Annotated in this window: 21 protein-coding genes; 13 read left to right on the plus strand and 8 right to left on the minus strand. The window is 69.5% G+C overall.

Annotation, left to right across the window (positions count from 1 at the left end; all coding sequences use genetic code 11):
* Nucleotides 1-232 precede the first annotated feature (232 nt).
* A complete protein-coding gene (locus H6726_06615; GenBank protein ID MCB9657309.1) occupies nt 233-892 on the plus strand; it encodes a hypothetical protein in 660 nt (219 codons plus the stop codon).
* Nucleotides 889-2,292: a DUF814 domain-containing protein gene (locus H6726_06620; protein ID MCB9657310.1), complete on the plus strand. Its 1,404-nt coding sequence runs from the start codon at nt 889-891 to the stop codon at nt 2,290-2,292. The genes H6726_06615 and H6726_06620 overlap by 4 nt, the downstream gene beginning before the upstream one ends.
* A gap of 226 nt (nt 2,293-2,518) precedes the next feature.
* On the opposite strand, the gene H6726_06625 is transcribed toward H6726_06620, so the two are convergent.
* Nucleotides 2,519-2,830, minus strand: coding sequence for a hypothetical protein (locus H6726_06625; GenBank protein MCB9657311.1), 312 nt, complete (start codon nt 2,828-2,830; stop codon nt 2,519-2,521).
* Nucleotides 2,831-3,163: 333 nt separating this feature from the next.
* On the opposite strand from H6726_06625, the gene H6726_06630 reads away from it, so the two are divergent.
* From H6726_06630 to H6726_06655, 6 genes are all read left to right on the plus strand, one after another.
* Nucleotides 3,164-3,979 (plus strand): OmpA family protein, encoded by an 816-nt coding sequence (locus H6726_06630; GenBank protein MCB9657312.1) that lies wholly within the window; start codon nt 3,164-3,166, stop codon nt 3,977-3,979.
* A 222-nt stretch (nt 3,980-4,201) separates the two neighbouring features.
* Complete coding sequence (locus H6726_06635) at nt 4,202-4,726, plus strand: CarD family transcriptional regulator (GenBank protein MCB9657313.1); 525 nt, start codon at nt 4,202-4,204, stop codon at nt 4,724-4,726.
* A 342-nt stretch (nt 4,727-5,068) separates the two neighbouring features.
* A complete protein-coding gene (locus H6726_06640; protein ID MCB9657314.1) occupies nt 5,069-6,637 on the plus strand; it encodes an Rne/Rng family ribonuclease in 1,569 nt (522 codons plus the stop codon).
* A gap of 60 nt (nt 6,638-6,697) precedes the next feature.
* Nucleotides 6,698-7,123, plus strand: a complete 426-nt coding sequence (locus tag H6726_06645; GenBank protein MCB9657315.1) for a PilZ domain-containing protein — start codon at nt 6,698-6,700, stop codon at nt 7,121-7,123.
* On the plus strand, nt 7,120-7,545 hold the full coding sequence (locus H6726_06650) for a hypothetical protein (protein ID MCB9657316.1): 426 nt from the start codon (nt 7,120-7,122) through the stop codon (nt 7,543-7,545). Before H6726_06645 ends, H6726_06650 begins: the two co-directional genes overlap by 4 nt.
* 131 nt (nt 7,546-7,676) lie before the next feature.
* Entirely contained in the window at nt 7,677-8,681 is a 1,005-nt protein-coding gene (locus tag H6726_06655; GenBank protein MCB9657317.1) for a serine/threonine protein kinase, read from the plus strand.
* On the opposite strand, the gene H6726_06660 is transcribed toward H6726_06655, so the two are convergent.
* On the minus strand, nt 8,671-9,099 hold the full coding sequence (locus H6726_06660) for a hypothetical protein (protein MCB9657318.1): 429 nt from the start codon (nt 9,097-9,099) through the stop codon (nt 8,671-8,673). The two genes, H6726_06655 and H6726_06660, sit on opposite strands and share 11 nt — an antisense overlap.
* A 61-nt stretch (nt 9,100-9,160) precedes the next feature.
* Nucleotides 9,161-9,883 carry a 4'-phosphopantetheinyl transferase superfamily protein gene (locus H6726_06665; protein MCB9657319.1) on the minus strand — a complete coding sequence of 241 codons (723 nt, stop codon included), beginning with the start codon at nt 9,881-9,883 and terminating at the stop codon, nt 9,161-9,163.
* Nucleotides 9,884-10,055: 172 nt separating this feature from the next.
* Here H6726_06665 and H6726_06670 point away from each other — a divergent pair, with 172 nt between their 5' ends.
* Entirely contained in the window at nt 10,056-10,730 is a 675-nt protein-coding gene (locus H6726_06670) for a hypothetical protein (GenBank protein MCB9657320.1), read from the plus strand.
* Between the two features lie 25 nt (nt 10,731-10,755).
* On the opposite strand, the gene H6726_06675 is transcribed toward H6726_06670, so the two are convergent.
* Nucleotides 10,756-11,463 carry a YdcF family protein gene (locus tag H6726_06675; GenBank protein MCB9657321.1) on the minus strand — a complete coding sequence of 236 codons (708 nt, stop codon included), beginning with the start codon at nt 11,461-11,463 and terminating at the stop codon, nt 10,756-10,758.
* 95 nt (nt 11,464-11,558) lie between these two features.
* Here H6726_06675 and H6726_06680 point away from each other — a divergent pair, with 95 nt between their 5' ends.
* The gene (locus H6726_06680; GenBank protein ID MCB9657322.1) at nt 11,559-12,242 is read left to right on the plus strand and encodes a lytic transglycosylase domain-containing protein; all 684 of its coding nucleotides are present in this window, start codon (nt 11,559-11,561) and stop codon (nt 12,240-12,242) included.
* A 22-nt stretch (nt 12,243-12,264) separates the two neighbouring features.
* Here H6726_06680 and H6726_06685 read toward each other — a convergent pair whose 3' ends face one another.
* Nucleotides 12,265-15,252 (minus strand): AMP-binding protein, encoded by a 2,988-nt coding sequence (locus H6726_06685; protein MCB9657323.1) that lies wholly within the window; start codon nt 15,250-15,252, stop codon nt 12,265-12,267.
* Nucleotides 15,253-15,354: 102 nt separating this feature from the next.
* Between H6726_06685 and H6726_06690 the strand changes: the two genes are divergently transcribed.
* The gene (locus tag H6726_06690) at nt 15,355-17,514 is read left to right on the plus strand and encodes a hypothetical protein (protein ID MCB9657324.1); all 2,160 of its coding nucleotides are present in this window, start codon (nt 15,355-15,357) and stop codon (nt 17,512-17,514) included.
* Here H6726_06690 and H6726_06695 read toward each other — a convergent pair.
* Nucleotides 17,501-18,019 carry an ACT domain-containing protein gene (locus H6726_06695; protein MCB9657325.1) on the minus strand — a complete coding sequence of 173 codons (519 nt, stop codon included), beginning with the start codon at nt 18,017-18,019 and terminating at the stop codon, nt 17,501-17,503. The genes H6726_06690 and H6726_06695 overlap by 14 nt on opposite strands.
* Before the next feature lie 65 nt (nt 18,020-18,084).
* Nucleotides 18,085-18,900 carry a hypothetical protein gene (locus H6726_06700; GenBank protein ID MCB9657326.1) on the minus strand — a complete coding sequence of 272 codons (816 nt, stop codon included), beginning with the start codon at nt 18,898-18,900 and terminating at the stop codon, nt 18,085-18,087.
* Nucleotides 18,901-19,006: 106 nt separating this feature from the next.
* On the opposite strand from H6726_06700, the gene H6726_06705 reads away from it, so the two are divergent.
* Nucleotides 19,007-20,404, plus strand: a complete 1,398-nt coding sequence (locus H6726_06705; protein ID MCB9657327.1) for a protein kinase — start codon at nt 19,007-19,009, stop codon at nt 20,402-20,404.
* Nucleotides 20,405-20,482: 78 nt separating this feature from the next.
* The gene (locus tag H6726_06710; GenBank protein ID MCB9657328.1) at nt 20,483-21,628 is read left to right on the plus strand and encodes a site-2 protease family protein; all 1,146 of its coding nucleotides are present in this window, start codon (nt 20,483-20,485) and stop codon (nt 21,626-21,628) included.
* 13 nt (nt 21,629-21,641) lie between these two features.
* Here H6726_06710 and H6726_06715 read toward each other — a convergent pair whose 3' ends face one another.
* On the minus strand, nt 21,642-22,787 hold the full coding sequence (locus tag H6726_06715) for an acyl-CoA dehydrogenase family protein (GenBank protein MCB9657329.1): 1,146 nt from the start codon (nt 22,785-22,787) through the stop codon (nt 21,642-21,644).
* Between the last annotated feature and the right edge of the window lie 65 nt (nt 22,788-22,852).

Genomic DNA, 22,852 nt, shown 5'->3' on the forward strand with positions numbered 1-22,852 from the left:
AGCCCACTGGCCCACGCGAGCGCTGCGACTGAAGCGTGGACGAGAAAGCGGGAGGAGCGCGCGAGGTCGGACACGCGGCCAGGATAGCTGGGATTTCCGCCCCCCGCAGGGGATCGCGCGCCGTGCCTGAGTTGCCCGAGCGAGGTCCGTGCACTAACTAGAGGCACGTCGGATGCCCCGCCGCGTGGTTCGAGCGGACGCAGAAGCCCCTCGTCGGAGTCGGAGAGCTCGCATGTCACGCCTCGCTGGCGCTCAAGTCGAGCGCCCCCCCGGAAAGAAGTACGCCAGCGCCCTGCGCTTTGCCGAGATCCGCCCGCCGCTGCCTGTTCCACGCGCTGGTACGCTCGCGCGGTGGCGCGAGGATCTGGCGGACGACTTCGAGCTGGCCCTCGAGGCCCCCCTCGGGACCTTCCGTAGCGCCGCCGGCGAGCTGCGGATCGACGACGGTGTGCACGAGCGGGTCGTGTGGCTGAGGGACGCCGTGTCGGCGCTGCGCGCGTTCGCGCTGGTCGTGCGCACGTCGGCCGAGGTGACGCCCAGCAAGCGCGACCGCGACCGCCTCGCGGCCTGCCTCGACCTGCTGCGCGTGGACGGAGTGCAGCTCGTGTGGGAGGCGCGCGGCATGTGGGAGCCCGAGGAGCTCAGCGCACGCGCGGTGGAGCTCGGCGTGGTGCCCGCCTTCGACCCGCTGGTGGCGCCCGCGCCTCGCGTGGGAGCGTTCGACTACGCTCGCGTGCGTACGGTGGGTCAGCGCGCCCGCATCAGCGAGGGGCTCCTGTACGAGATCGACCAGGCGCTCGCGACGTCCGAGCGCGCCTACGTAGCCATCGAGTCGTCGCAGTCGTTTCGGCGAGCGACCGAGCTCCAGGCGCTGTTCGACGCCGCGCGATGAGCTCGCTGGGGCGCGTGGTGCGCGTCGACCGGCCGAGCCCCGGCCTGATCGCATTGAGCCTGCACGCTGCGCACGGCGACGAGGTGCTGGTGTTGGGTCCCCGCGCCACGGCGTTCGGGGTCGGGCTCGTCCCGCGTCGACCGCGCGGCGCAGCCGCAGACGCATTCACCCAGGGGCTGCGCAGGCGACTGACCGGCGCCTCCGTGTCCCGCGTCGATGCCCTCGGAGGCGTGCTGTGTGTCACCCTGGTGGGCTCGACGGTGCCCGACGCGAGCGCCCCCGTGCGAACGCGGGCGTTCTTGATGGCAGAACGCCGCAGCGGCGGCCTCTGGCTCGTGGTCGACGAGCGCGTCGTGCTCACCACACATCCCGCCGCCCCTTGCCCGGCGGGACCGCACGAGGACGACGACTCGCGGGTGTCACGGGCGGAGCTCGTCACGCAGGGGGACACCCTGGTGCGCGCCGTGACGGGCGAGCTGATCGAGGGCGCCCGGCGCACGCTCGCGCAGTCGCTGCAAAAGAGCCTCAAGCGACTGACTCGCAAGCGCGACGCCATCCTCGCGGACGCTGAGCGTGGTGCTCGCGCGGGCGCGCTCCGGGCAGAGGCCGATCTCTGGCTCGCGCACGGGGCGCAGCTGAAGCGCGATCCCCACGGAGGCGGCGCGATCGACGTGCTGGACTTCCACGCCGATCCGCCCCGGCCGCGGCGGCTCACGCTACGACACGACGAGACTCCGGCGAGCCGTGCCGCGCAACTGTACAAGCAAGCTCGACGCATGCAGCGCGGTGCGCAGGTCGCGGAGGAGCGTTGGGCCATGACCGAGGCGCAGCTCGACCGCGTCCGCGAGCTGTACGCGATGGCGGGGTCCGCCGAGACGCACGACGAGGTGGAGCGCGTGGCGGGGGAGGCGATCGCGCTCGGTGTGCGGGAGCTGGACGACGCGCTCGACGATCGCACGAGGGGACACCGCCGCCAGGCCGAAGCGTCGCGCCGTGGTGGCGGACGACTCCCGTACCGCCGCTTCGAGTCGACCACAGGGCAGCCGATTTGGGTTGGCCGCTCCGCTCGGGACAACGACGAGCTCACGCTCCGACACGCGAAGCCACACTACCTCTGGCTGCACGTGGAAGGTCGCTCCGGCTCCCACGTGGTCGTGCCGCTCGGGCGGGGCGCGGTGGCATCGAGCGAGCTGTTGATCGACGCCGCCACGCTGGCCGCGCACTTCAGTGGAGCGACGGATGAACGTGTCGTGGAGGTCATGCACGCCGAGCGGCGGTACGTCGTGAAGCCGCGTGGCTACGCCCCGGGCGCGGTGCGCGTGGATCGGCACAAGACCTTGGTCCTGCGTCGAGAGCCGGCACGCTTGGCCGCGCTCCTGGCGCGCGAGGCCCGCATCTGATCGTCGGATCGCGCGGCGCACAACGATCAAGAGCGCCCCGACGGTCTGTTTCCGTCGAGGCGCTCTTTGTTCTACCTCCCACCGGGCGGCCCCGCGCCGCCGCCAAGCGACACTGCCAGGCGACGAGACGGGGCTGGGCTACGGCGGCGGCTCCACAGATTGGGTGGTGACGCGCGGAAAGCCCGCGACGCGGACACCCATCTCATGGGGCGCCCGCCGGGAACGCTCAGGCCGCCGGAGCAGCCGGAGGAGCCTTCTTGGTCGCCGGCTTCTTGGCAGCCTTCTTGGCGGCCTTCTTCGGAGCAGCCTTCTTGGCGGCCTTCTTCGGAGCAGCCTTCTTGGCGGCCTTCTTCGGAGCAGCCTTCTTGGCGGCCTTCTTGGCGGCCTTCTTCGGGGCGGCCTTCTTGGCGGCCTTCTTGGCGGCCTTCTTCGGAGCAGCCTTCTTGGCGGCCTTCTTCGGGGCAGCCTTCTTGGCGGCCTTCTTCGGGGCAGCCTTCTTGGCGGCCTTCTTGGGAGCGGTTGTCTTCTTGGTAGCCATAGTGGACCTCCTCCAGATGGGGTCAGCAGAACGAACGTACCGTATTGTCACGTCACGTCACGTGTCAAGCACAAGCGAACATAATTTATACATAACTTCGTGTCTTTTGACCCAGAAAGGAGCCATATATCGCAACAAGCGATTGAAATTGCTCACTTTTGAGAAAACGTCGAAAAAGAGAAAATTCGACGTGTCGAGGGCGATCCATGGGGCTGTCCCCCGATCCGGGCCTCGCTCGGACGCGACGAGACCGAGAGCTCGTGCGACGAGCCCGGCCGTGCGTTGACACCTCCGATCTCGGCTCGTACCGTGCGCGCAACCTGGAGATCGACCATGTCCGCACTTCCCTATCGATACGCCCGCGCCCTACCCCTCGTCGCCGCGCTCACCATCACCGCGTGTGGCCCATCTCAAGAGGAGCTGGACGCCGAGCGCGCCCGTGTTCAGGAGCTGCAGGCCGAGCTGGAGACGGCCAACGCCCAGCGGGCCGAGGTCGATGCCCGCCTGGCGCAGCTCACCGAGCAGAACGCGGATCTCTCCCAGCGCCTGCGGGCTCTCGGCCAGAACGTCGAGGAGCTGGAGGGGGAGCGCACCGATCTGGCCGCCAACCTGGCCCAGACGCGTCGGGCCCTGGAGGAGCTACGCGAGCGTGAGCGCCAGGCCCAGGCGCGCGTGGCAACCTTCCGCAGCTTGATCGAGCGCTTCCGGTCCATGATCGAGAGCGGCCGGCTGCGTGTGCGCATCGTTCGCAACCGAATGGTCGTCGAGCTGCCCACGGGCATCCTGTTCGACTCGGCCCGCTCGGAGCTCAAGCCCGAGGGCCTCTCGACGCTCGACGAGGTCACGGCCGTCCTCACGGAGATCGACAACCGCGAGTTCCAGATCGCCGGCCACACAGACAACCTCCCCATCCACAACCGCAACTTCCGCGACAACTGGGAGCTGTCCACCGAACGCGCCGTGGTCGTCGCTCGCTACATGATCTCCCAGGGGGTGCCCGCCAACCGCATCTCTGCGGCTGGTCACGCGGACACCCAGCCCATGGCGTCGAACGAAACGGAAGAGGGTCGAGCCCTGAACCGGCGCATCGAGATCGTTCTGCTGCCGAACCTGGACGAGCTGCCCGACCTGACCTCCCTCGAGCAGTGACGCACAAAGCTGAACTGGCGTTCAGCTTTGTTTGACGAAACCTCCGTCATCCGGTAACATAGACCGGCTTCAGGTGCCCCTCAGGGTCCCTGAGGCTTTGGTATTCGGCGCGATCGTCTTCACCCCACGAGCCGCCCCGAGGCACGACGCGTGGCCCTTCCGAAGCCCCCGCTCGGACGTAAACCATAGCGATTACATACGTTTTATCTTGAGGGAGCCCTCATGCAGACGCAGCACCAGTTCAAGGTGGGCGACAAGGCCGTATACCCCGCCCGCGGCGTGGCCGAGATCGTGGCCATCGAAGAGCGCGACATCGGTGGGAACAAGATGCAGTTCTACATCCTGCAGGTGCTGGGGCACGATCCGAGCGGTCCGACCGGCGCGGACAAGATCATGGTGCCCGTGAGCAACGCCAAGAACGTCGGCCTGCGCTCGCTCCTGTCCGAAGAGGACATCTCCGACATCTTCGAGATCTTGAACGAAGAGCCCGTGGCCTTCGACAACCAGACCTGGAACCGCCGCTATCGGGGGTTCATGGACAAGATCAAGACGGGCTCTCCTTTCGACGCAGCCGAAGTCATGCGCGATCTGTACCGCTTGCGTTGCGAGAAGAACCTCTCGTTCGGCGAGCGCCGCATGCTGGAGACCGCCCGAAACCTCATCGTCAAAGAGATCTCGGTCGCCCGCGGCCGCGACGAAGAAAAGATCCAGGCCGAGATCGAGTCGATCTTCGACGAAGCGGTCTGACCTGCCATCCGCCTCCAGCGCCAGCCGCACAGTGACGAATAATGTTCGTCCGTCTACATCTGCGCGGCGGCATCGTATATCCTGCGGTCGCGAGATGGTTGTTCCTCATTCCAGCGTCGATGTGACGGAACGCGTATGCGTCTCCGGTCGCGCCACGGGCGACACGCACGACCGCCGGAGGGTGCGGATGGTTATCGCGACTGTGTGGTCGCGATACACCCGACACGCCACAACCTCGCGTACGTTCCACTCCTCGTGCCGGCGGATCCGCTCCCTCGAGCCCCTGGCGCGCTCACCACGACGCTCACTGCCTCTTCCCGAGCGTCCCCCAAAGGTCTCTGCATGGCGAACAACAGTCTGCTCATCAACGTGGACATCGGTGAAACGCGGGTCGCGCTCATCGAAGACGGGCTCCTGGGGGAGCTGTATGTAGAGCGCAAACGCGACCGCTCGCCGGTCGGCAACATCTACCTGGGCAAGGTCACGCGCGTGCTGCCAGGGATGCAGGCCGCGTTCGTGGACGTGGGGTTGGACCGCGCCGCGTTCTTGCACGTCGAAGACCTCCTCCCGGCCACGGACCCCAGCGCCCGGACGTCCACGGACGAGGACGCGAGCGACCTGCTGGACGCCGACGACGTGGAGGACAAGGGTGCCCAAGGAGCGGCGAAGAACCGCTCCACAAACAGCCAGCGCGTCTCCCGCAGCACGCCCATCCGCGAGGTGGTCCGCGAAGGGCAGAACATCCTGGTGCAGGTCTCCAAGGGGCCCATCAGCACCAAGGGCGCGCGCGTCACGGCGCACGTCGCGCTGCCCGGGCGCTATGCGGTCTACATGCCCACCATCGACCACGTGGGCGTGTCCAAGCGCATCGGCAAAGACCAGGAGCGCAAGCGCCTCAAAGAGGTCATCGACGCCATCAAGCCTCCCGAGGGAGGCGTCGTGGTGCGGACGCTCGCGGCGGGGCTCACCAAGAAGAAGCTCAAGTCGGACATCGGCTACCTCGTCAAGGTCTGGGAGAAGACCACCGAGAAGCAGAAGACCGTCAAGCGCGCGCCCACGCTGCTCTACGAAGAGCCGGACATCATCCTGCGCACCGCGCGTGACATGTTCACCGAAGAGATCGGCGAGATCATCATCGACGATCCCAAGGAGTATCAGCGGCTCAAGGAGTTCCTCGAGCTGTTCCTCCCCGAGCGCGCCGGCGATGTGAAGCTCTACGAGGGGGACGACCCGCTGTTCGACGAGTTCGGCGTGGAAGAAGAGATCACGCGCGCGCTGTCGCGCAAGGTGCCGCTGCCCTCGGGCGGGTACTTGATCATCGACCAGGCCGAGGCGTTGACCGCGATCGACGTGAACACAGGGCGCTTCACCGGCAAGGGCAAGGATGTCGCGGAGACCATCTTCCAGACCAACCTGGAGGCGGTGAACGAGATCGCCTACCAGCTGCGCTTCCGCAACATCGGCGGGATCATCGTGCTGGACTTCATCGACATGGAGAAGGCCGCGCACCGCGACAAGGTCTACAAGGCGTTCCTGAAGGCGCTCAAGAAGGACAAGGCCAAGACCACCGCCGTGCGCATCAGCGAGCTGGGCTTGGTGGAGATGACGCGCAAGCGCACCCGCGAGTCGCTGGGGCGCACGCTCTACGAGCCGTGCTTCTTCTGCGATGGGACTGGTCAGCTCATGAGCAAGACCACCATCTGCCACGAGATCTTCCGGCAGATGCGGCGCGAGAAAGACGCGCTCCCGGGCTACAAGATCACCATCAGCGCGCACCCGGCCGTCTGTGACCTGCTCGAGCGTGAAGAGAAGAAGGCCCTCGAAGAGGCTGCCAAGCGCCTGCAGCGCCGCATCGTGCTCCGGCCGCGTCGCGACTATCACCTCGAGCAGTTCGACCTCGCGGCAGACTGACGCTGCGCGCTGACGGACGAGCCAATTGACGATGCGCGTGAGATCTCCGAGCCTACCGACGTGAGCCAGACCAGCCCTCCCCCTCCCCCGGCCGGGGCCGATGAAGACGACGCCGCCAGGCGCGCGCAGCGCGTCACCATCAACAAGGAGTTCGAGTCGTTCGACGCGTTCGTGCACGAGTACGTGACCAACATCTCGCGCACGGGCGCGTTCGTGAAGTCTCACAACCCGCTGGCGATCGGCACGCTGGTGGACCTGCGCTTCACGGTGTTCATGGACGACGTGGAGACCATTCATGGCGTCGGCGAGGTGGTGCGCGTGCAAGACGACCCGCCGGGCATGGGCGTCGTCTTTCGAGAGCTCAGCCAATACTCGCAGCAGCTGATCGGCCGCCTCCTCACGCTGCCGCGTGCCATGCCCGAGGCCCCGCCCAGCGCATCGTCCCGCAGCACGCCTCCCCCTGCCAGCGGCGGGTCCGAGACATGAGCGACAAGGGAACCGGGGCAGGCCCATCGCTGACGGTCGGCGGTCGACGGGTCGCCCAGCTCAGCGACGCCGAGCTGGAGGCCGAGGCCACGCTTCGACGGAACGCCCGCGCGCGCGCCCCCCAGCTGCAGGCTGGGCGTACGCCCGCGCCATTGACGCAACCGCGACCAGCCGACCGCCCCGCACCGGTCGGCAAGCTGCTGGTACGTCGAGAGCTGGAACAGTACCTCGCGAACCTCGAGCTCCAGCCTGGCGCCACGCTCGACGCCATCCGCGAGCAGTACTTTCGGCTGCGCGAGCGCTACGACCCCAGGAAGCAGGCCAGTGACGACAAGCGACAGGTCGCCCAGGCGCTGGTGGACCGCCTCATGAGTGCGTACGAGGCGCTCAGCGCGCACTACGAAGCCAAGGGCGAGATCTGACGAGCGCCAGCGGCCAGTGGGAGTCCACGGACGAGACCCTTTCCGCCCGAGGTGGATGGAGGGCCCGCCGCTGCGAGGCGTGAGGAGCAAGTTCGACACGCGCCGGTCACGTCTGGCAGTATGTCAGCGAGATGGTCGGGGTCGACGACGACGATGACGTGCACGATGTGCCGGAGAGCGACGATGTGCCCGCGTGGGGCATGCGGCGCCCCACTCCAGCGCTCGGGCTCGCGTTCGGCAACCTCGAGGGGCACTCGTCGCCAGCCTACCGCCAAGCCGCCGGGCGCTTGGGCGAGGTGCTGGGCCAACGCTACGAGTTGGTGAGCGTGCTGGGCACGGGCACCGCAGGCTCGGTGTTCCAAGCGCGTGACCGGCGCACGGGCGCCGCCGTCGCCCTCAAGGTCATGCACGAGAAGCTGAAGGCGTCCGCCCACGACCGCCTCCGCTTCGAGCGCGAGGTCACAGCCGCTTCGACCGTCCACCACCCCAACATCGTGCGCATGCTCGACCGAGGGCTCGAACCCGACGGGACTCCCTACCAGGTGCTGGAGCTGCTCGAGGGGCGCGCCCTCGACGCCGTCGGAGAGAAGGGCCCCATGGCGTTCGCTCCGGCGGTGGACATCACCCGGCAGCTGCTCGCAGCCCTCTCCGCGGTCCACCTGCACGGCTACGTGCACAGAGACGTGAAGCCCGACAACATCTTCCTGACGAAGGGTCACGACGGCTGCTTGCAGGTGAAGCTGATCGACTTCGGCATCGCGCGGCTGCTCGAAGACGGGAAGGCTGGCAACATCACGGACGACGACATGGTGCTCGGGTCGCCGTCGTTCATGAGCCCCGAGCAGATCCACAGCGACCACCCCGTGTCCCCGGCGACCGACGTGTGGCAGACGGGCGCGGTCCTGTTCTACATGCTCACGGGCCGCCCTCCGTTTCAGGACACCAACCTCAGCACGTTGCTGGTGCGCATCGCGCGCGAGCCGGCGCCGCCGATCACCACGTTCCGACCGGACTGCCCCTACCCGCTGAGCGTCGTGGTGACTGGCGCGCTGCGCCGCAACCCAGAGCACCGCTACCCCGACGCGCACCACATGTCCGTCGCGCTGCACAAGGCCGCGAAGGACCTCAACGTGTGAGGGGAGCTGCGGGCTCGGGGAGTCGCTCGAAGCCGAGAAAGCCCGTCGCCCCCCGCTCCCCACGTAGACGGTCTCGCACCCGCTTCACCACGCCGTAGAAGCGGAAGAAGGCCACCAACGCGCGCTCCTGCGCCACGCTCACGGGCGCAGCGGAGCACACCCACTTGTCGTCGGGCACCCCCTCGTCGACGAAGCGCACGTTGGCGCGCACGGGGCGCTCGTGGACCGTCCCTCGTGGACCGCCACGCCCGAGGAGGAGAGCGTCCTGAGCGTCGCCGTCCAGGCCCTGGACATCGACCACGGAGCCGTAGTGGAAGGGGCACGGGAGTGGGCTGACGAACTCGATGCGGCCGTCCGCCGCGCGCTTGGTGAACGACCCGCGCGGCACTTCGATGCGGACGCGGACGACTCGCGGCATGGGGTCGCTCGCTCGGCCGCAGCCCGGACCGCCCCGGCCGCTCGCGCCGCGCCCGGTGCGCTCAGCGCCCACGGGAGTCCCGCAGGAGCTCGGCGCCCGTCATGACGTACCCGGCCGCGCGCACGAAGCGCCCTTCGATGGCGTCGCCCGTCCTGAACTCACCCGCGTCGCGCAAGAAGATGGCGCGAAACGTGCCGTCCTCGGGGAGCTCCGAGAGGCCCGGGGGGAGCTCGATGCGCATCCCGTGAAACCCGTAGAAGGTTCGGGAGACCGTGTACTGGCACTTGTACGCGCACTCCTTCGCGCTGAAAATGAGCTTCCCGAACAGCCCGCGGAGCGGCTCGGGATGGAGCTCCAGCTCCCGCTGTTCATCAGGCGTGAGGACGCTGCTGAAGAGCTGTGCCTTGAGGGGCGTGTCGGGCTCCACGTCGATGCCGAGGGCTGCGTGGGTCTCGGCGCGTGCGAGGGCCGCCGCGCCCCACCACTGGGTGTGCGTGATGGTCCCCACGAGGCCATCCGGGAACGTTGGCGCGCGGTCCTCCCCCGCCAACACGGGCCCCAGCGGCTCGCCGAGCGCGCGCATCGCGTCTCGCGCACACACACGACCGGCAGTGTACTGGAGTCGGCGGCTCTCGATCGCGCGCGCGATGGCCGTACGCTCCTCTGCGAGCAGCCCGCGGTCGGGGTCGACGGTGCGGGGGTCCAGCTCGCACACCGCCACGCCATCTCCGAAGAGCCGTGTCGCCAGACCGCGGGGCACGAAGGTGGGGTCGGACGGGAGCACGCGGAGTGGGCTACCCCGAGCCGGGAGTGTCGGCAACACGAGCGAGACGATGCGCCAGAGCGGCAATCCGTGCTTGACGCACGTCCCGTTGAATCAGAGCCTCCCGGCTGCGTCCAAGACCGCACCGCGCGCTGGGCCCGCGCGCGCAGTAGACCCCTCGGAGATCTCGCTCATGACCTTTCGTCGCGCTCCCCTCGCCCTGTCTCTGTTGCTTGCGGCCACCAGCGCCCTGCTGGGCGGGTGCTTTCGCCACGCCGAGGTGATCACCACCATCGGCAACCCGTTCGTCGCGGGAGGCGTGATGCCGAACGACGTGCAGCACCTGCACGCGTCCACCGAGAACCAACGGCGCATTCCTGCGGGGTCGCTCACGGACCAGGCCTCGCTGACACGCATGGACGAGAGCGCGGCCTGCTTCCACGTCGAGCTGCGCGCGATCGACGAGGGTAACGGACAGACCTGGACCGACCTCCGCAACTGGAACGTCAGCCTCCTGGTGGACAACGTCGAGATGGTGGACCCCAACATCGAGCTCCACCCGCCCCAGCATGCACAGTACCAGGGTGTGTCGCTGCAGACGGTCGTGGTCGGAGAGCGCCGGGTGTGCGTGGACGAGCGCGGCCGCGAGCGACCCGCGAACACGGTGACGCAGGCCAATCCCTGCGGACGCTGGGAGTCGCGCCCCATCACCGAGTCGCGCTGGCTGCCCGCCATCGTGACGGTCACGACGGCCGCGGGCGAGGTGTGCTTCCAGAACCAGGGCTACCTGACGGCCAACAGCACGCAGGTCACGCTGAAGATGGAGCGCGCGCGCCGACGCCTGGACTTCACGTGGGAGTTCCGCTGAGCGCGGTGCCCGCGGCGATCGGCGCTCAGAGGTCGCCGCGGAGCCCATAGATGAGCACCGCGAACAGTTCGCGGGGGACGGCCCTGGCCAGCGCTTCCTCGGCGAGCGGCACGCCGGCGGCCTCGACCCGCGCGAAGCTCCGGGCGAACACGCGCCGTGCGCGGAAGACATGGTAGGCGTCGGTCACGACCAGCACGCGCGCATCACGCCCCAGGATACGTGCAGCCTGCTCCGCGTTCTCCCGAGTGGACGTGGAGCGCTCTTCGAGGAGGACCGCCCCCGCCGGCAATCCGTGGGCGACCGCGTACGCCGCCGCCACCGACGCCTCGCTCTCGCCGTGCTGCCCCACGCCGCCGGTGAACAGCACGCGCGGGGCCAGCCCTTGCCCGTGGAGGTCCGTCGCCAGCGCCGCTCGTCGAGCGAGCGCGCGGCTGGGTTGGCCGCTGGGGAGCACGCGACAGCCGGCCACGACGATGGCGTCATAGGGCCCTGCGGGCGGCGGCTCGAGACCGCGGCCGATCAGCCAGGTCGTGAGGGCGCTCAGGACGAACATGGCTGTGAGAGTACGCGCGAGCGCGTGTCGGGCCAACGGAAGCTCCGAGAGACGCGCCCAGGCGACCACGTAGACGCTCTCGGCGAGGATGACCGCAAAGAAGCAGGCGCGGGCAGCGCGGCGGGCGAGGTTGGTGGCGAGGGACACCAGACGAGCCTCGCCCACGCACATCGCGGGCATGGGACGGCGATGAGGAGAAACGCGGGCGCGCTCGTGGCGATTTCGTGGCGTGCCGGTTTTTGTCAGCGTGACGATCTCCCGATAAGCTTGCGCTGATGTCCACCGCTCGTCTGACGTTGGCGACCTTGGCGGCGCTGTGCCTGCCGGCTCTCGTGGCCCCGGGCGACGCGCGCGCGGACATCTACGAGTGTCGACGGGCGGATGGTACGACCCACTACACCAACTCGCCTGGGGGCGAGCGCAACTGCCGCGTGGTGGTGCGGGGAAGTGATCGCCCACGCGCGACGGCGCCCGACCGACCCGCGATGGACGGCGCTGCCGCGTTCCAGCGCCCCGCGAACGCCAACGAACGCTCCAGCGATCCTGCCCGCTACACGCGCTACGACGCGCACATCCGAGAAGCCAGTCAGCTGTACCAGCTGCCCGAGGCGTTCGTGCGCGCGGTCGTTCGTGTGGAGTCGGACTTCAACCCCAACGTGGTCTCGAACGCGGGGGCGATGGGCCTGATGCAGCTCATGCCGAGTACGGCGCGCAGCATGGGGGTGCGGGACCCGTTCGACCCCAGACAGAACATCCTGGGTGGCACCCGCTACCTGCGCGTGCTGGCGAACTCGTTCAACGGGGACCTGGTGCTGACCGTCGCTGCGTACAACGCAGGGGGCGGCGCCGTGACGCGCTACCGCGGGGTGCCCCCCTATGCCGAGACGCGCCGCTACGTGCAGCGTGTGCTCCGCCACTACTACGCGTACCGTTCGGGTCGCGTCGAAGCGCGGCGCTGACCCGTGAACGCGCTCTCCGTGGTCAGACGTATCGCTGCTGCGCGGAGTCCCAGGTCAACGTGGGGCCATCTCCTTCGGCGGCCGCGCGCCGCAGCGGCGACTTCAAAGGGCGATAGCCGTCCGTGAGGGCGATGCGGTCCACCACGCGCACGCGCTGAGGCCGCTCCAGCTCTGGGAGACGCGCGACGAACGCGCTGAGCGCCGCGAGATCGAAGCGTGCCGGGTCGCGGGGCACGATCAGCGCCAGCGCCTCGTCGTACTTGCCCTCCCGGCTCGAGATCACCACGACGCGACGGATCGTGTCGAGCTCGTAGAGCGCATCCTCGATGGCCCGCGACGCGACGTCGCCTGCCGCGCTGTGCAGCACGTCGACAGCGCGGTCGACGAACCAATAGTCGCCGTCCGCGTCGCGCCGCATGATGTCGCGCGTCACGAACCAGGTGTCACCCTGCTCGAAGACGCCCTTGCGCAGGCGCCGCTCGCTCTCTCCCTTCTCGACGTAGCCGTCGAACGCGCTCATGGGCTGGTCCCCATCGACGCGCGAGAGCAACGCCCCCAGCTGCCCGACACCGGCTGGAACGAGGAACCCCCGCTCGTCCTCGAGGGGCTCGTCTGCGTCGAAGTCGTAGCGCACCAGCGCGATCTCGGCGCTGCCGGGCAAGGGGCGACCGACGGATCCCACCTTGCGACCGAGGGTGTTCGCGAGCACGCAGTTGCCTTCCGTGGAGGCATAGAACTCGAGCACATGCACGTCGCCGAAGCGGTCGCGCAGGCGGCGCCAGTGGTGGGAGCGCATGCCGCTGCCTGCGAACAGCCGCACTGGGATGTTGTTGTCCGACGCCGATGGCGGGGCGTCGAGCAGCGCGCTCACCATCTCGCCCGCGTAGAACACCACGCTCGCGCCGTACCGACGCACCTCGGGCCAGAAGCTGTCGGCGGAGAAGGGAGACCCCAGCGCGAGGCGCGCGCCTCCCACCAGCGCGCCGCCGACGGTGACGAGCATGCCCGCCGCGTGGTGGAGCGGAAGACACGAGTACACGGTGTCCTTGGGCGTGAGTGACGCGGCCGCAGCTGCGCCATAGGCCGAGAACGCCCAGCGGCGGTTCGTGATGCGGGCGGCCCGGGGCTCCTCCCCGGCACCCGCCGTGAAGATGATCATCGCCAGGTCCGAGGCGCGGCCCGGGTTGGGGCGATACCACTCGGGCACCGCCACCGCGACGGGGTCGATGGCCTCCATGTCGGTGATGTCGGGATCGAGCGCGCGCTGCTCTCCGCCGCCGCCGAGCACCAGCACGCGCCTCGAGCGGCGTGCACCGGGCAGCGCCTCCTTGGCGCGCGCGACGTTCTCGGGGTCGCACACGATGTACTGCACCTCGACGCGCGCGAGGGCGCGGGCCACGCTGACGCGGCGTTCGTCGGGGGAAAGGAGCACGGCCACCGCGCCCAGGCGTGACAGCGCAGTCACCGCGGACAAGTAGCTGGGTCGCCCCGCCATGAGGACCGCGACGCGCTCCCCAGGCCGCACGCCGCAGGCGATCAGTCCGCGCACCACGTTGTCCACGCGACGGTCGGCGTCGACGTAGGAGAACGCGCGTCCCTCCCACAAGAAGAACGTAGCGTCGGGCACCTCACGCCGCTGCTCCGCGAGCGTCCGGCCGAGGCTCACCAGGGAGTCCGCTTCGATGGCCCGCAGCGTCTGGATGCGCGGGACCTGATAGCGCAGCGTGTTGACCCAGCGGGTGACGTTCTCGGCAGAGTCGCCCGCGCGAGATACCGCTTGGCCGACGCGTCGCGCCAGCGCCTCGTAGAATAGCTCGAAGTCGAATTGCATGTCCTCGAACGCGGCGTCGTCCCCCTCGAGGCGCTCCTCGCGCAGCGCGAGGCGCTGCGGCCGTCCGCCCTTGCCCTCTTGCCAGAACATCCAGTCGACGACGGTGGTCCACGTCTGACTGAGGGCGCGAGAGCCCACCACGATGCCGAAGTGCCCTGCCTTCACGCTGACCTCGTGCACCTCGGCGTCCGGCGCGGCTCGGCGGATGGCGCGTACGGCCGGGGGCTGCGCGATGGCGTCACGCGTCCCGATGAAAGCCAAGATGGGAACGGTGATGTCCGCGAGCGACACCGTCCGGCCATCGACGATGAAGCCGCCCGAGGTCATGCGGTTGTGGACGATGAACTGCTCGATGACGTCCCGCAGCGCCGGGCCTGGCCACGCCACGAACCCCTCCCCCCCCAGGAACCGCCGCCGGCTCTCGCGCTTCTCGAGGGCGGCGCGGTCGTGCAGCTTCTGGACGAAGTCGACCGCCTGCGAGAGCTCTTTGCGCACGCTGAGCAGCTTGAACCCCGTGCTCGTGAGGAACCCGGGGAGGCCGGCGATACGGTCGAGGGGCTCCCGCACGGCCGCCGCGGCGGCCTGGATGAGCGGACCAGCCACGGTGTCGTTCAGGCCCGGGACGTTGCGGTAGAGGTCGACGGGGCTACCGAACGTGATGAGCGACTTGATCCCCTCGCTGCGACGCAGCGCCGCCGTCTGATAGCAGAACATGCCCCCCTGGGAGTATCCCGCCAGATGCACCGACTGCCCCGTCGTCGCGACCACACGCTCGATGGCGTCGTCGACGGCCCCGATGTGGTCGTCGAGCGTGCGGTCCATGCCGCCCTCCTCGCGCTCCGGTGCCCCGAAGTCGACCAGCCAAACGTCGAGCCCGCCGCGCAGCAGCGCGTGGACGGCGCTGATGTCGGGCGCGATGTCGTAGACCTCGCTGGTCACCATGAGCGGCGGCACCAGCACGATCGGGGCGGCCAGGCGCGGCTGGTGTTGGTCGTCGCCGTAGCGGCGCAGCTTGTACACACGGTCGCTGTGGACCACTCGGAAGGGCGCGTGCTCGGGGTCGGCAAAGCGCCCCACCCGCAGCAGCTCGAGGGCGTTCTGGGCGCCCATGCCGAAGCGGTCGCTGAGCGACATGGGGGACGTGCCTGGGGCGGCGGACTCATGGCTGGGCTTCGGCATGCAGGGGTTCCGTCGGCGTTGGAGGTCGCGTGCCCGCGTTCGGCGTGCGCGCGCGAGCCGGCAGACTACCATGCATCGACCCCCTGCTCGGGGGTTCGACCCATGACGCTCAGTGCGCTCCCAGAATGGCTGGTCGCCACCCGCGAGTCCCTCCGCGACGACCTCGCCGCGTTGCGCGAGGACGAGGCGCTGCTGTTCGCGCAGTCCACGGAGGCGCTGCGTGACGCGCCCTACCGGGTCTATCCCCTGGGCGAGCGCGCAGACGAGGCCCCGCTGCTGACGGGGCTGCTCAGCCTGCGCCTGCACGTGATGCACGAGTCGCTCAACCCCTTGGTCACCAGCGAGCACACCGTGGACAGCGCGCGCAGGCTGGCGGTGTTCCTGTTCGAACGCGAGCAGCGCGAGCGGGAGGCGCACCGTGAGCGAGCGGGACACGGAAGACGGCGTCTCCTCGACGTCGTCGGCCTCCGCTACGATACGCTGGCTGCCCTGAACCCGCTGCCGCTCGCCCTGCTCCGCACCGACGAGAAGACGCCCAGCGACCGGATGGAACCTGCAGCCATCGCCCCGCAGCAGGACGTCGCGGACCCGAGCGCGGTCACGACGTTGGTGGCACCACAGGACGCGCTTCGCCCCGGCCCCGTGGCCGCGCTGGTCGCCCGCTGGGAGGAGGCGCGTGCGTCCGAGACGTTCGGGACGTACGTCCGCAAGAAGCTGGCCCAGAACGCAGACTTCTTCCGGCACGGCTTCAGCCTCCCCGCCTACTGGTGGCGCCGCAGGCGGATCCGCAGCGCGCTGACCAACGCGCTGCGGAGCAACCCCGTGGTGATGGAGACCTACTTTGCCATCGAGCAGGTGGGGCCCATCATCGACGGCTTCGTGTTCCGCGCGCGCGGAACCAAGCTGGGGCGCGCGGTGGGCGTCGCGGACTTCGCGTTTCTCTACATGCAGATGGCCGACGAGCTGGTGGACAACTTGGTGCACCATCTGGGCGCCGAGGGCGTGCTGCGGCTGGTAGCGGAGTACTACCCGCGCTCACTGCGCTCCTCGCTCCTGATCCCTTTCGAGAACCTGGATGACACCGCGCTCGAGGCCGCCGGGATCCCGCCCGAGACACCCATCCCGAAGTACCGCGTGAGCTTCTCCGGCATGCTCGCGCTGCTGAGCGACCTTCGCGCCCTGCTGCTCGTCGAGACCCAGCGGGCCGAGGCCGACGGCTTCCCAGGTGTCGCGAGCGAACTGCAGGACTTCTTCCACCACTGCTTCGGCACGTACCTGGACGAGCTCTACCTGCCCACCGTCGCGAGGGGGTCGGCCACGCTCGACCAGCTCCCCCTGTCCGACGTGCAGTGGCACTTCTTCCGGAAGAACAACGTGGTGATGATGCGCTACATGGCGCTCCGCGCGCGACTGACGGGGCTCGACCCGGCGGCCCACGCGCTCTCCCTCCAGCGCTGGGGCTACCTGCTGGCCACGTTTCAAGTCTTCGACGACATGAAGGACGTGTGGGTGGACTTCGGCTTCCAGCCCAACTATGCGCTTCAGACGGCTGCGTCGCTGTTCCCTGGTGAGTACGCCTGGTTGGGCGAGCACTTGGCGCTCGCGTCGGGCGGCAGAGACACCCCGGCGAACGTCACGCGCGACGAAGTGACGTGGCTGAACGCGCGGGTGCCGAACACCATCCTGCATTGCATCCGGCTCAGTCGCCTGATGGCCCTCTTTTGCTTCGACTATCTCGCGCTCTACGCGTGGGACCACCGCTGGCGCAAGAACTGGATGGGGCGCTTCCGCGCGTTCAACCCGGAGGGCGCTGCGGGCTCGACCGCGCTCTCCTGGCTCGAGGGTGCGCGCGGCGCCCTGCGCACCGGTGACGACGCGGTCGACACGTGCTTCGCGCTGGCCCACGCGCTCGCCGCGAGCGGCGAACCTCCGGCGAGCGACGAGACGCTCGCGTATCTCTTGGACGCCGTGGCCTACGAGCACGCGGGCAGCGTCTACCGAGCCACCCTACCCAGCCTGCGAGCTCTCTACCGTTACGCCACGCTGCGGATGATGCTGCCTTCCCGCGAGAAGGTGCGGCTGCTGCGTCGCTGGCTTCGCCGGCACGCCGAGGCCGCCCGCGCAGGGATCGCGTCCCTGCGACGCTTGGACGCGGCGGCGGCTCCGCAGGCGCGCGCGCTTGCGCTGACGCTCGAGGGCTTGCTGGAGCGGGGCCCCGCGCCGAGCGCCAGCTCGGAGGACGAAGCGATCAGTCGCCTTTGAGGACGATGTCGACCATCAGGTCGGCAGCGACTGCCTCGATGGCCGCGCGCACGTTTCGCAACGGGAGATCGCCGGGCAGGTGGAGGGTCGCGGCGGCCTTGAACAACTGCCCGCCCGACATGGGCGCGCCCTCGCACGCCGTCTCGAGCGACTCCACGTTGACACCGAGCTCTGCCAACGCCCGCGAGACCGCCTGCACGATGCCCGGGCGGTCACCACCGACGAGATCGAGCTCGACCGTCTTGCGCGGGGTGTCATCGGCGGGGGCGCTGCCGCGCTGGACCACGACGCGCAGGGAGTCGGTCGTGAGGCCCGTGAGCGCGCTCTCGAGCGCGGCGCTGGACTCGTCCTCCACGGTGGCGCGTACCACACCCGCGAACTGCCCCGCCAAGTGGGAGAGACTGCTCTCCACCCAGCTTCCGCCGTGGTTCGCGATGGTGCGGGCGAGGGTCTCAACGAGACCGGGTCGATCCGGTCCGACGATAGTGATCACCAGGGACTGCATGTTGGCTCCGAGTTCGTGGCGCCGCGGCGCCGAGCGTGGCTGTGTAGCATACGCGCTTCCTCCGCTCAGCGAAGCCCGAACGCGCGCTGGAGGAGCGCCGGATCCGCCTCGTGGAGTCGACGCACGGTGGTCGCATCGGCCGCGCGCACGTCTCCGTCGAGGCGGACGCGGTGGCGCAACACCAGGTCGCCACGCCCCGTGATGCCCACCGGACGCGTCTGCACCTCGACGCGTTGGTCGGGCCCCACACCGCCGCGGAACACGACCTGCTCGGCGACCGGCTGGAGCATGAGCGGGTCGAGCCCGGCGCGCACCATGACACGCGATGTCGCCTCGTCGCACCAGTCGACGTAGGCCGGGTGGTTGGCGTGGCCGAGCGGGTCCATCGACGTGTAGAACGGCCGCAGCTCGAACACGTCCGTGGGCCCCTCGACCGCATCGAAGGGCGGCAGCGACACGCCCTCGCCCTCGTCGTGCTCGGGGAACGCGAGCGTGACCGCCTCGGGCGCGCGCACGGGGGTCCGGGCGGCCAGATCGATGTGTACCCACTCCTGCGTGGCGGCCACGACGAGGGCCCCGTGGTCGTCCAGGATGCGTACCTCGCGGCTGCTGATCATCTCCCGCCGGAAGCGACACACCCAGGTGCGCGCGTGCAGCGGCTCTCCGTAGTAGGTCTCGCGCTGGTGGGAGACGGTCATCGTGCGGACCACGAACGCGGTGCCCGCCTCGCGAAAGCGCCGCGCCGACCAGCCCGCCCTGCTGCTCGCCCCGACCGCCGCCTCCTGGAACGCGCGCCACAGATCGCCGGCGCGCGCCGCGTCACGCATGCTGAACGCGTGGCGCGGGAGCTCGATCGGGAACTCCCATACGGGTTGGGTCATGCACTCGTGCGTAGCCCAACCCGCGCGCCTCCACCACCCACGGCCCCACTCGAGGTCTGCGTTGGGCCACACGAGAGGACAACCCTGCTAGAGTCCGACTGTCCGCATGGCCACGTCCACGCCACCGCCCAAGACCCCCGCGGCCACCATCCGCGAGGCGCGCCCCAGCATCCCCGACACCAACACGTTCGGACGTGTGGCCGTGCCGCGCCAGCCCGAGGAGCTGGACGGCCTGATCTCGACCGTGACGAGCCCCCCGGCCTCGCGCCTCGTGTATCGGCGACATCTGGCGTCGGGTGGCATGGGCGAGGTGGCGGAGGTGCGCGACACGGGTCTCGAGCGCCTGGTCGCGCGCAAGACCATCCACAAGGGGATGGTAGACTCGCGTTCTCTGCTCTCGTTCGTGCGGGAAGCGCGCGTGACCGGACAGCTCGAGCACCCGCACATCGTGCCGGTGCACGAGATCGGCCTCGGCGAGGACGGCCGCCTGTTCTTCACGATGAAGCGCGTGGACGGCGCGAACCTGCGCGCCATGATCCGGACGCTGCCCGAGAAGCGCCTGTCGCACCACACGCTGATCGACCTGGTGGACATCGTCATCAAGGTCTGCCAAGCGCTGGCCTTCGCGCACAGCCGCGGCGTGATTCACCTAGACGTCAAAGCCTCCAACGTGATGGTCGGAGACTTCGGTGAGGTCTACCTGATGGACTGGGGCGTGGCCCGCATCCTCAACGAGCGGACCCATGGCGCCCCGCCGGCGGACGCGCCGCGGGTCAGCTCCACCGAACCGCTGGTGGAGTACGGCCCCGCCATCGTGGGCACGCCCAGCTACATGGCGCCCGAGCAGGCCCTCGGCGAAGACCCGCGCATCGACGGGCGCGCCGACGTGTTCGCGGTCGGCTCGATGCTCTACGAGATCCTGACGCGCCGCCCGCCCTACCAGGCGGACACCGTCCTGGCGACGTTGGTCATGGCCGCGTCCGCGCGCCACCCTCCGCTCGAGTCGCTGCTCGGCCCCACCGACGTGCCGCCGGAGCTCGCGCGCATCGTGAAGCGAGCGATGCACCCCGACCTGACCGAGCGCTACCGCAGCGTCGAGGAGCTGCGCGAGGACTTGGTGCGCTTTTCACGCGGCGGCGGCGAGTTCCCGACGCGGGTGTATCCGGCAGACAGCGTCATCACGGAGGAGGGGGCTCCAGGCGACGAGGCGTTCTTCATCGTGTCAGGCACCTGCGAGGTGCACATCCAGGGGCGCCGTATCCGCGAGATGGGCCCTGGCGACGCTTTCGGCGAGATGGCCATCCTCAGCCCGGGTCCGCGCACGGCCACGGTGCGCGCCGTCACGGAGGTGACGGTGGAGGTCGTGAACGGCGCGGCGTTGGCTCAGGAGCTGAGCACCATGAAGCCATGGATGAGCATGTTCGTGCGCACCTTGGCGGACCGCTTCCGCGAACGCGATGCGCGCGCGCTGCCTCCCAGCAGCTGGCCGCCTGGCGACGCGTAGGCCCAGAGAAGCCCGGCGCGCCAAGACCGCGAAGGGGCGAGGCTTGACGAACCCCGGGGGGATGCGCACTCGTGTCCCATGTCCAACTCCACCCCTTCGGTCCCCAGTCCGTCCTCGCGCGGCCACGGCTCGAACGCACGTGGGCGCTGGACGTACCGCCTCGGCCGCTGGCTCGGCATCGACGTGTATGTGCACGCGACCTTCTTGGGTTTGCTCGCATTCTTCGGGCTGAGCACGGGGCTCGGCCAGGGGCTCGCCGCCGGCGTCAGCGAAGTGCTGTGGACGGTCGCGCTCTTCGGCAGCGTCGTCCTGCACGAGTACGGCCACGCGCTGGCCGCGCGCTACTTCGGCATCGGCACGCGCGACATCACGCTCTACCCCATCGGCGGCGTCGCGCGCCTCGAGGGGATGCCGCGCTCGCCGGCCGCAGAGCTGATCGTCGCAGGCGCCGGCCCGGCCGTGAACTTCGCCCTCGCCTTTGCGTTCGCGCTGTTCCACACCCTGCGCCCAGAGGCCGCGCTGGGCGCCTTCACCGCGAGCGGTGAGCTGGCGTGGCCGCTGAAGTTCGCCGCGATGAACCTCATTCTGGGCGCGTTCAACTTGGTGCCTGCCTTCCCCATGGACGGCGGACGCATCCTCCGCGCGCTGCTCGCCACATCGGGAAATCGCGTCCGCGCCACGGTCTGGGCCGCGCGCGTCGGGCGCCTCATCGCGGCAGGCTTCGTCGTGGCGGGCCTGTTCGGCAACCCGATGCTCATGCTGTTGGGAGCCTTCGTGTGGTTCGGAGCGGGCGCCGAGGCGGGCTCCACCGTGCGCGAGGAGCAGCTGCAGGGCGCCTCCGTACAGCAAGCGATGTCGCGGCAGTTCCTCTCGCTCTCCCCCTGGACCACGCTGGGTGACCTCGCGCAGCAAGACTTCGACCTGCACCTCCTCGAGGACGGTGTGTTCCCGGTCTCGAGCGGCGGCGCGGTGGTGGGGCTCGTCACGACCCACGCCCTGCGCGACGGGCTCCACGCGCTGGGCCCCCGCGCCTACGTAGCGGACGTCATGACCCGCGAGGTGCTGTGCGTGCGCCCGACCGACGAGCTGCTCACGGCGTTGCGCGCCATCCAGGCCCGGGCGCTCGGCGCTGCGCCCGTCGTGATGGCCGGGCGCGTCGTGGGCATGCTCACCCCGCGCGGCGTGCAGGCGTTCATGGCGACGCCCTCGCTGCGCACCGCGTGAGCCTAGCCTTCGCTCAGTAGCGCCGCGTCTTGGCGATGATCTCGTTCATGATCTCGCGCGTCCCGCCCCCCAGCGGATAGAGGCGCGCGTCCCTATAGAGACGCTCGACCGGATACTCGCGCATGTAGCCATAGCCCCCATGCAGCTGCACGGCCTGGTCGCACACGTAGGTGCACATGTCCGTCGCCGTGTTCTTGGCCATGGCCGCGAGCGCGGGGTCCCCGTCCCCAGCCAAGAAGCGCTGCACGGCTTCGTGGGTGAGCGCGCGCGCCGCAGCGAGGCGCGTCTCCATCTCGGCGAGCTTGTGACGCGTGACCTGGAAGCCGTTCAGCGTCTTGCCGAACGCCTGCCGCTCCCGCGTGTACGCGAGGGTCTCGCGCAGCGCGAGCTCGGCGATGGCGACACACTGACCCGCCAGCAGCAGCCGCTCGCTCACGAAGTTCATCATGATCATGAGAAAGCCGGCGTTCTCCGCGCCGATCAGGTTCTCCTTGGGCACGCGACAGTCCTCGAAGGCGAGCTCGGCCGTATCGCTGGCCCACCAGCCCATCTTGTCGAGCTTACGCGCCACGCTGAAGCCCTCGGTGTCCGCGTCGATGATGAGCAGCGAGATGCCGCCGTGGCCCTCCCCCCCCGTACGCACCGCCGTGGTGACAAAGTCCGCGCGGGTTCCGCTGGTGATGAACGTCTTGCTGCCGTTCACCACGTAGTGGTCGCCATCCAGCACGGCCCGCGTGCGAACGGCCGCCACGTCGCTCCCGCCCCCGGCCTCGGTGATACCGAGCGCGGACACCTTCTCGCCGCGCAGCACGGGACGCACGTAGCGCTCCTTCTGCGCCGCGGTGCCGAACTTCACGATGGGCGGCAGCGCGATGCCGTGGCTGCCGAGCCCGACGCAGGTGCCAACGGACTTGCCGGCGAGCACCAGCTCTTCGGCGGCGACGAGCACATGCCCGAGATCACCGCCCTGCCCGCCCAGCTCTTCGGGATATCCGACGCCCAAGAGACCGGCCGACGCCATGGTGCCGTAGAGCTCGCGCGGGAAGATGCCAGCCTCCTCCCACGCGTGCGCGTGGGGCAGCACCTCGGCTGCGGCGAACTTACGCGCCTGGGCGCGCAGCGTCTTGTGCTCTTCGGTCTCGAACAGGTACGTGGCCATCGGCAGCTCCGCGAGGGGGCGGGCCGTGCCCGCCGCGTGGTGCGGAGGATGATATTTCGCGTACG

The sequence above is a fragment of the Sandaracinaceae bacterium genome, assembly GCA_020633055.1.
In the GTDB taxonomy this organism is placed as follows: domain Bacteria; phylum Myxococcota_A; class Polyangia; order Polyangiales; family Houyiibacteriaceae; genus JADJJE01.

Excerpts from the sequence above, each read along its gene's own strand:
- H6726_06615 (MCB9657309.1), top strand. The coding sequence starts at position 233 with ATGTCACGCCTCGCTGGCGCTCAAGTCGAGCGCCCCCCCGGAAAGAAG.
- H6726_06620 (MCB9657310.1), top strand. The coding sequence starts at position 889 with ATGAGCTCGCTGGGGCGCGTGGTGCGCGTCGACCGGCCGAGCCCCGGC.
- H6726_06625 (MCB9657311.1), bottom strand. The coding sequence starts at position 2,830 with ATGGCTACCAAGAAGACAACCGCTCCCAAGAAGGCCGCCAAGAAGGCT.
- H6726_06630 (MCB9657312.1), top strand. The coding sequence starts at position 3,164 with ATGTCCGCACTTCCCTATCGATACGCCCGCGCCCTACCCCTCGTCGCC.
- H6726_06635 (MCB9657313.1), top strand. The coding sequence starts at position 4,202 with ATGCAGACGCAGCACCAGTTCAAGGTGGGCGACAAGGCCGTATACCCC.
- H6726_06640 (MCB9657314.1), top strand. The coding sequence starts at position 5,069 with ATGGCGAACAACAGTCTGCTCATCAACGTGGACATCGGTGAAACGCGG.
- H6726_06650 (MCB9657316.1), top strand. The coding sequence starts at position 7,120 with ATGAGCGACAAGGGAACCGGGGCAGGCCCATCGCTGACGGTCGGCGGT.
- H6726_06655 (MCB9657317.1), top strand. The coding sequence starts at position 7,677 with ATGGTCGGGGTCGACGACGACGATGACGTGCACGATGTGCCGGAGAGC.
- H6726_06660 (MCB9657318.1), bottom strand. The coding sequence starts at position 9,099 with ATGCCGCGAGTCGTCCGCGTCCGCATCGAAGTGCCGCGCGGGTCGTTC.
- H6726_06670 (MCB9657320.1), top strand. The coding sequence starts at position 10,056 with ATGACCTTTCGTCGCGCTCCCCTCGCCCTGTCTCTGTTGCTTGCGGCC.
- H6726_06675 (MCB9657321.1), bottom strand. The coding sequence starts at position 11,463 with ATGCCCGCGATGTGCGTGGGCGAGGCTCGTCTGGTGTCCCTCGCCACC.
- H6726_06680 (MCB9657322.1), top strand. The coding sequence starts at position 11,559 with ATGTCCACCGCTCGTCTGACGTTGGCGACCTTGGCGGCGCTGTGCCTG.
- H6726_06685 (MCB9657323.1), bottom strand. The coding sequence starts at position 15,252 with ATGCCGAAGCCCAGCCATGAGTCCGCCGCCCCAGGCACGTCCCCCATG.
- H6726_06690 (MCB9657324.1), top strand. The coding sequence starts at position 15,355 with ATGACGCTCAGTGCGCTCCCAGAATGGCTGGTCGCCACCCGCGAGTCC.
- H6726_06695 (MCB9657325.1), bottom strand. The coding sequence starts at position 18,019 with ATGCAGTCCCTGGTGATCACTATCGTCGGACCGGATCGACCCGGTCTC.
- H6726_06700 (MCB9657326.1), bottom strand. The coding sequence starts at position 18,900 with ATGACCCAACCCGTATGGGAGTTCCCGATCGAGCTCCCGCGCCACGCG.
- H6726_06705 (MCB9657327.1), top strand. The coding sequence starts at position 19,007 with ATGGCCACGTCCACGCCACCGCCCAAGACCCCCGCGGCCACCATCCGC.
- H6726_06710 (MCB9657328.1), top strand. The coding sequence starts at position 20,483 with ATGTCCAACTCCACCCCTTCGGTCCCCAGTCCGTCCTCGCGCGGCCAC.
- H6726_06715 (MCB9657329.1), bottom strand. The coding sequence starts at position 22,787 with ATGGCCACGTACCTGTTCGAGACCGAAGAGCACAAGACGCTGCGCGCC.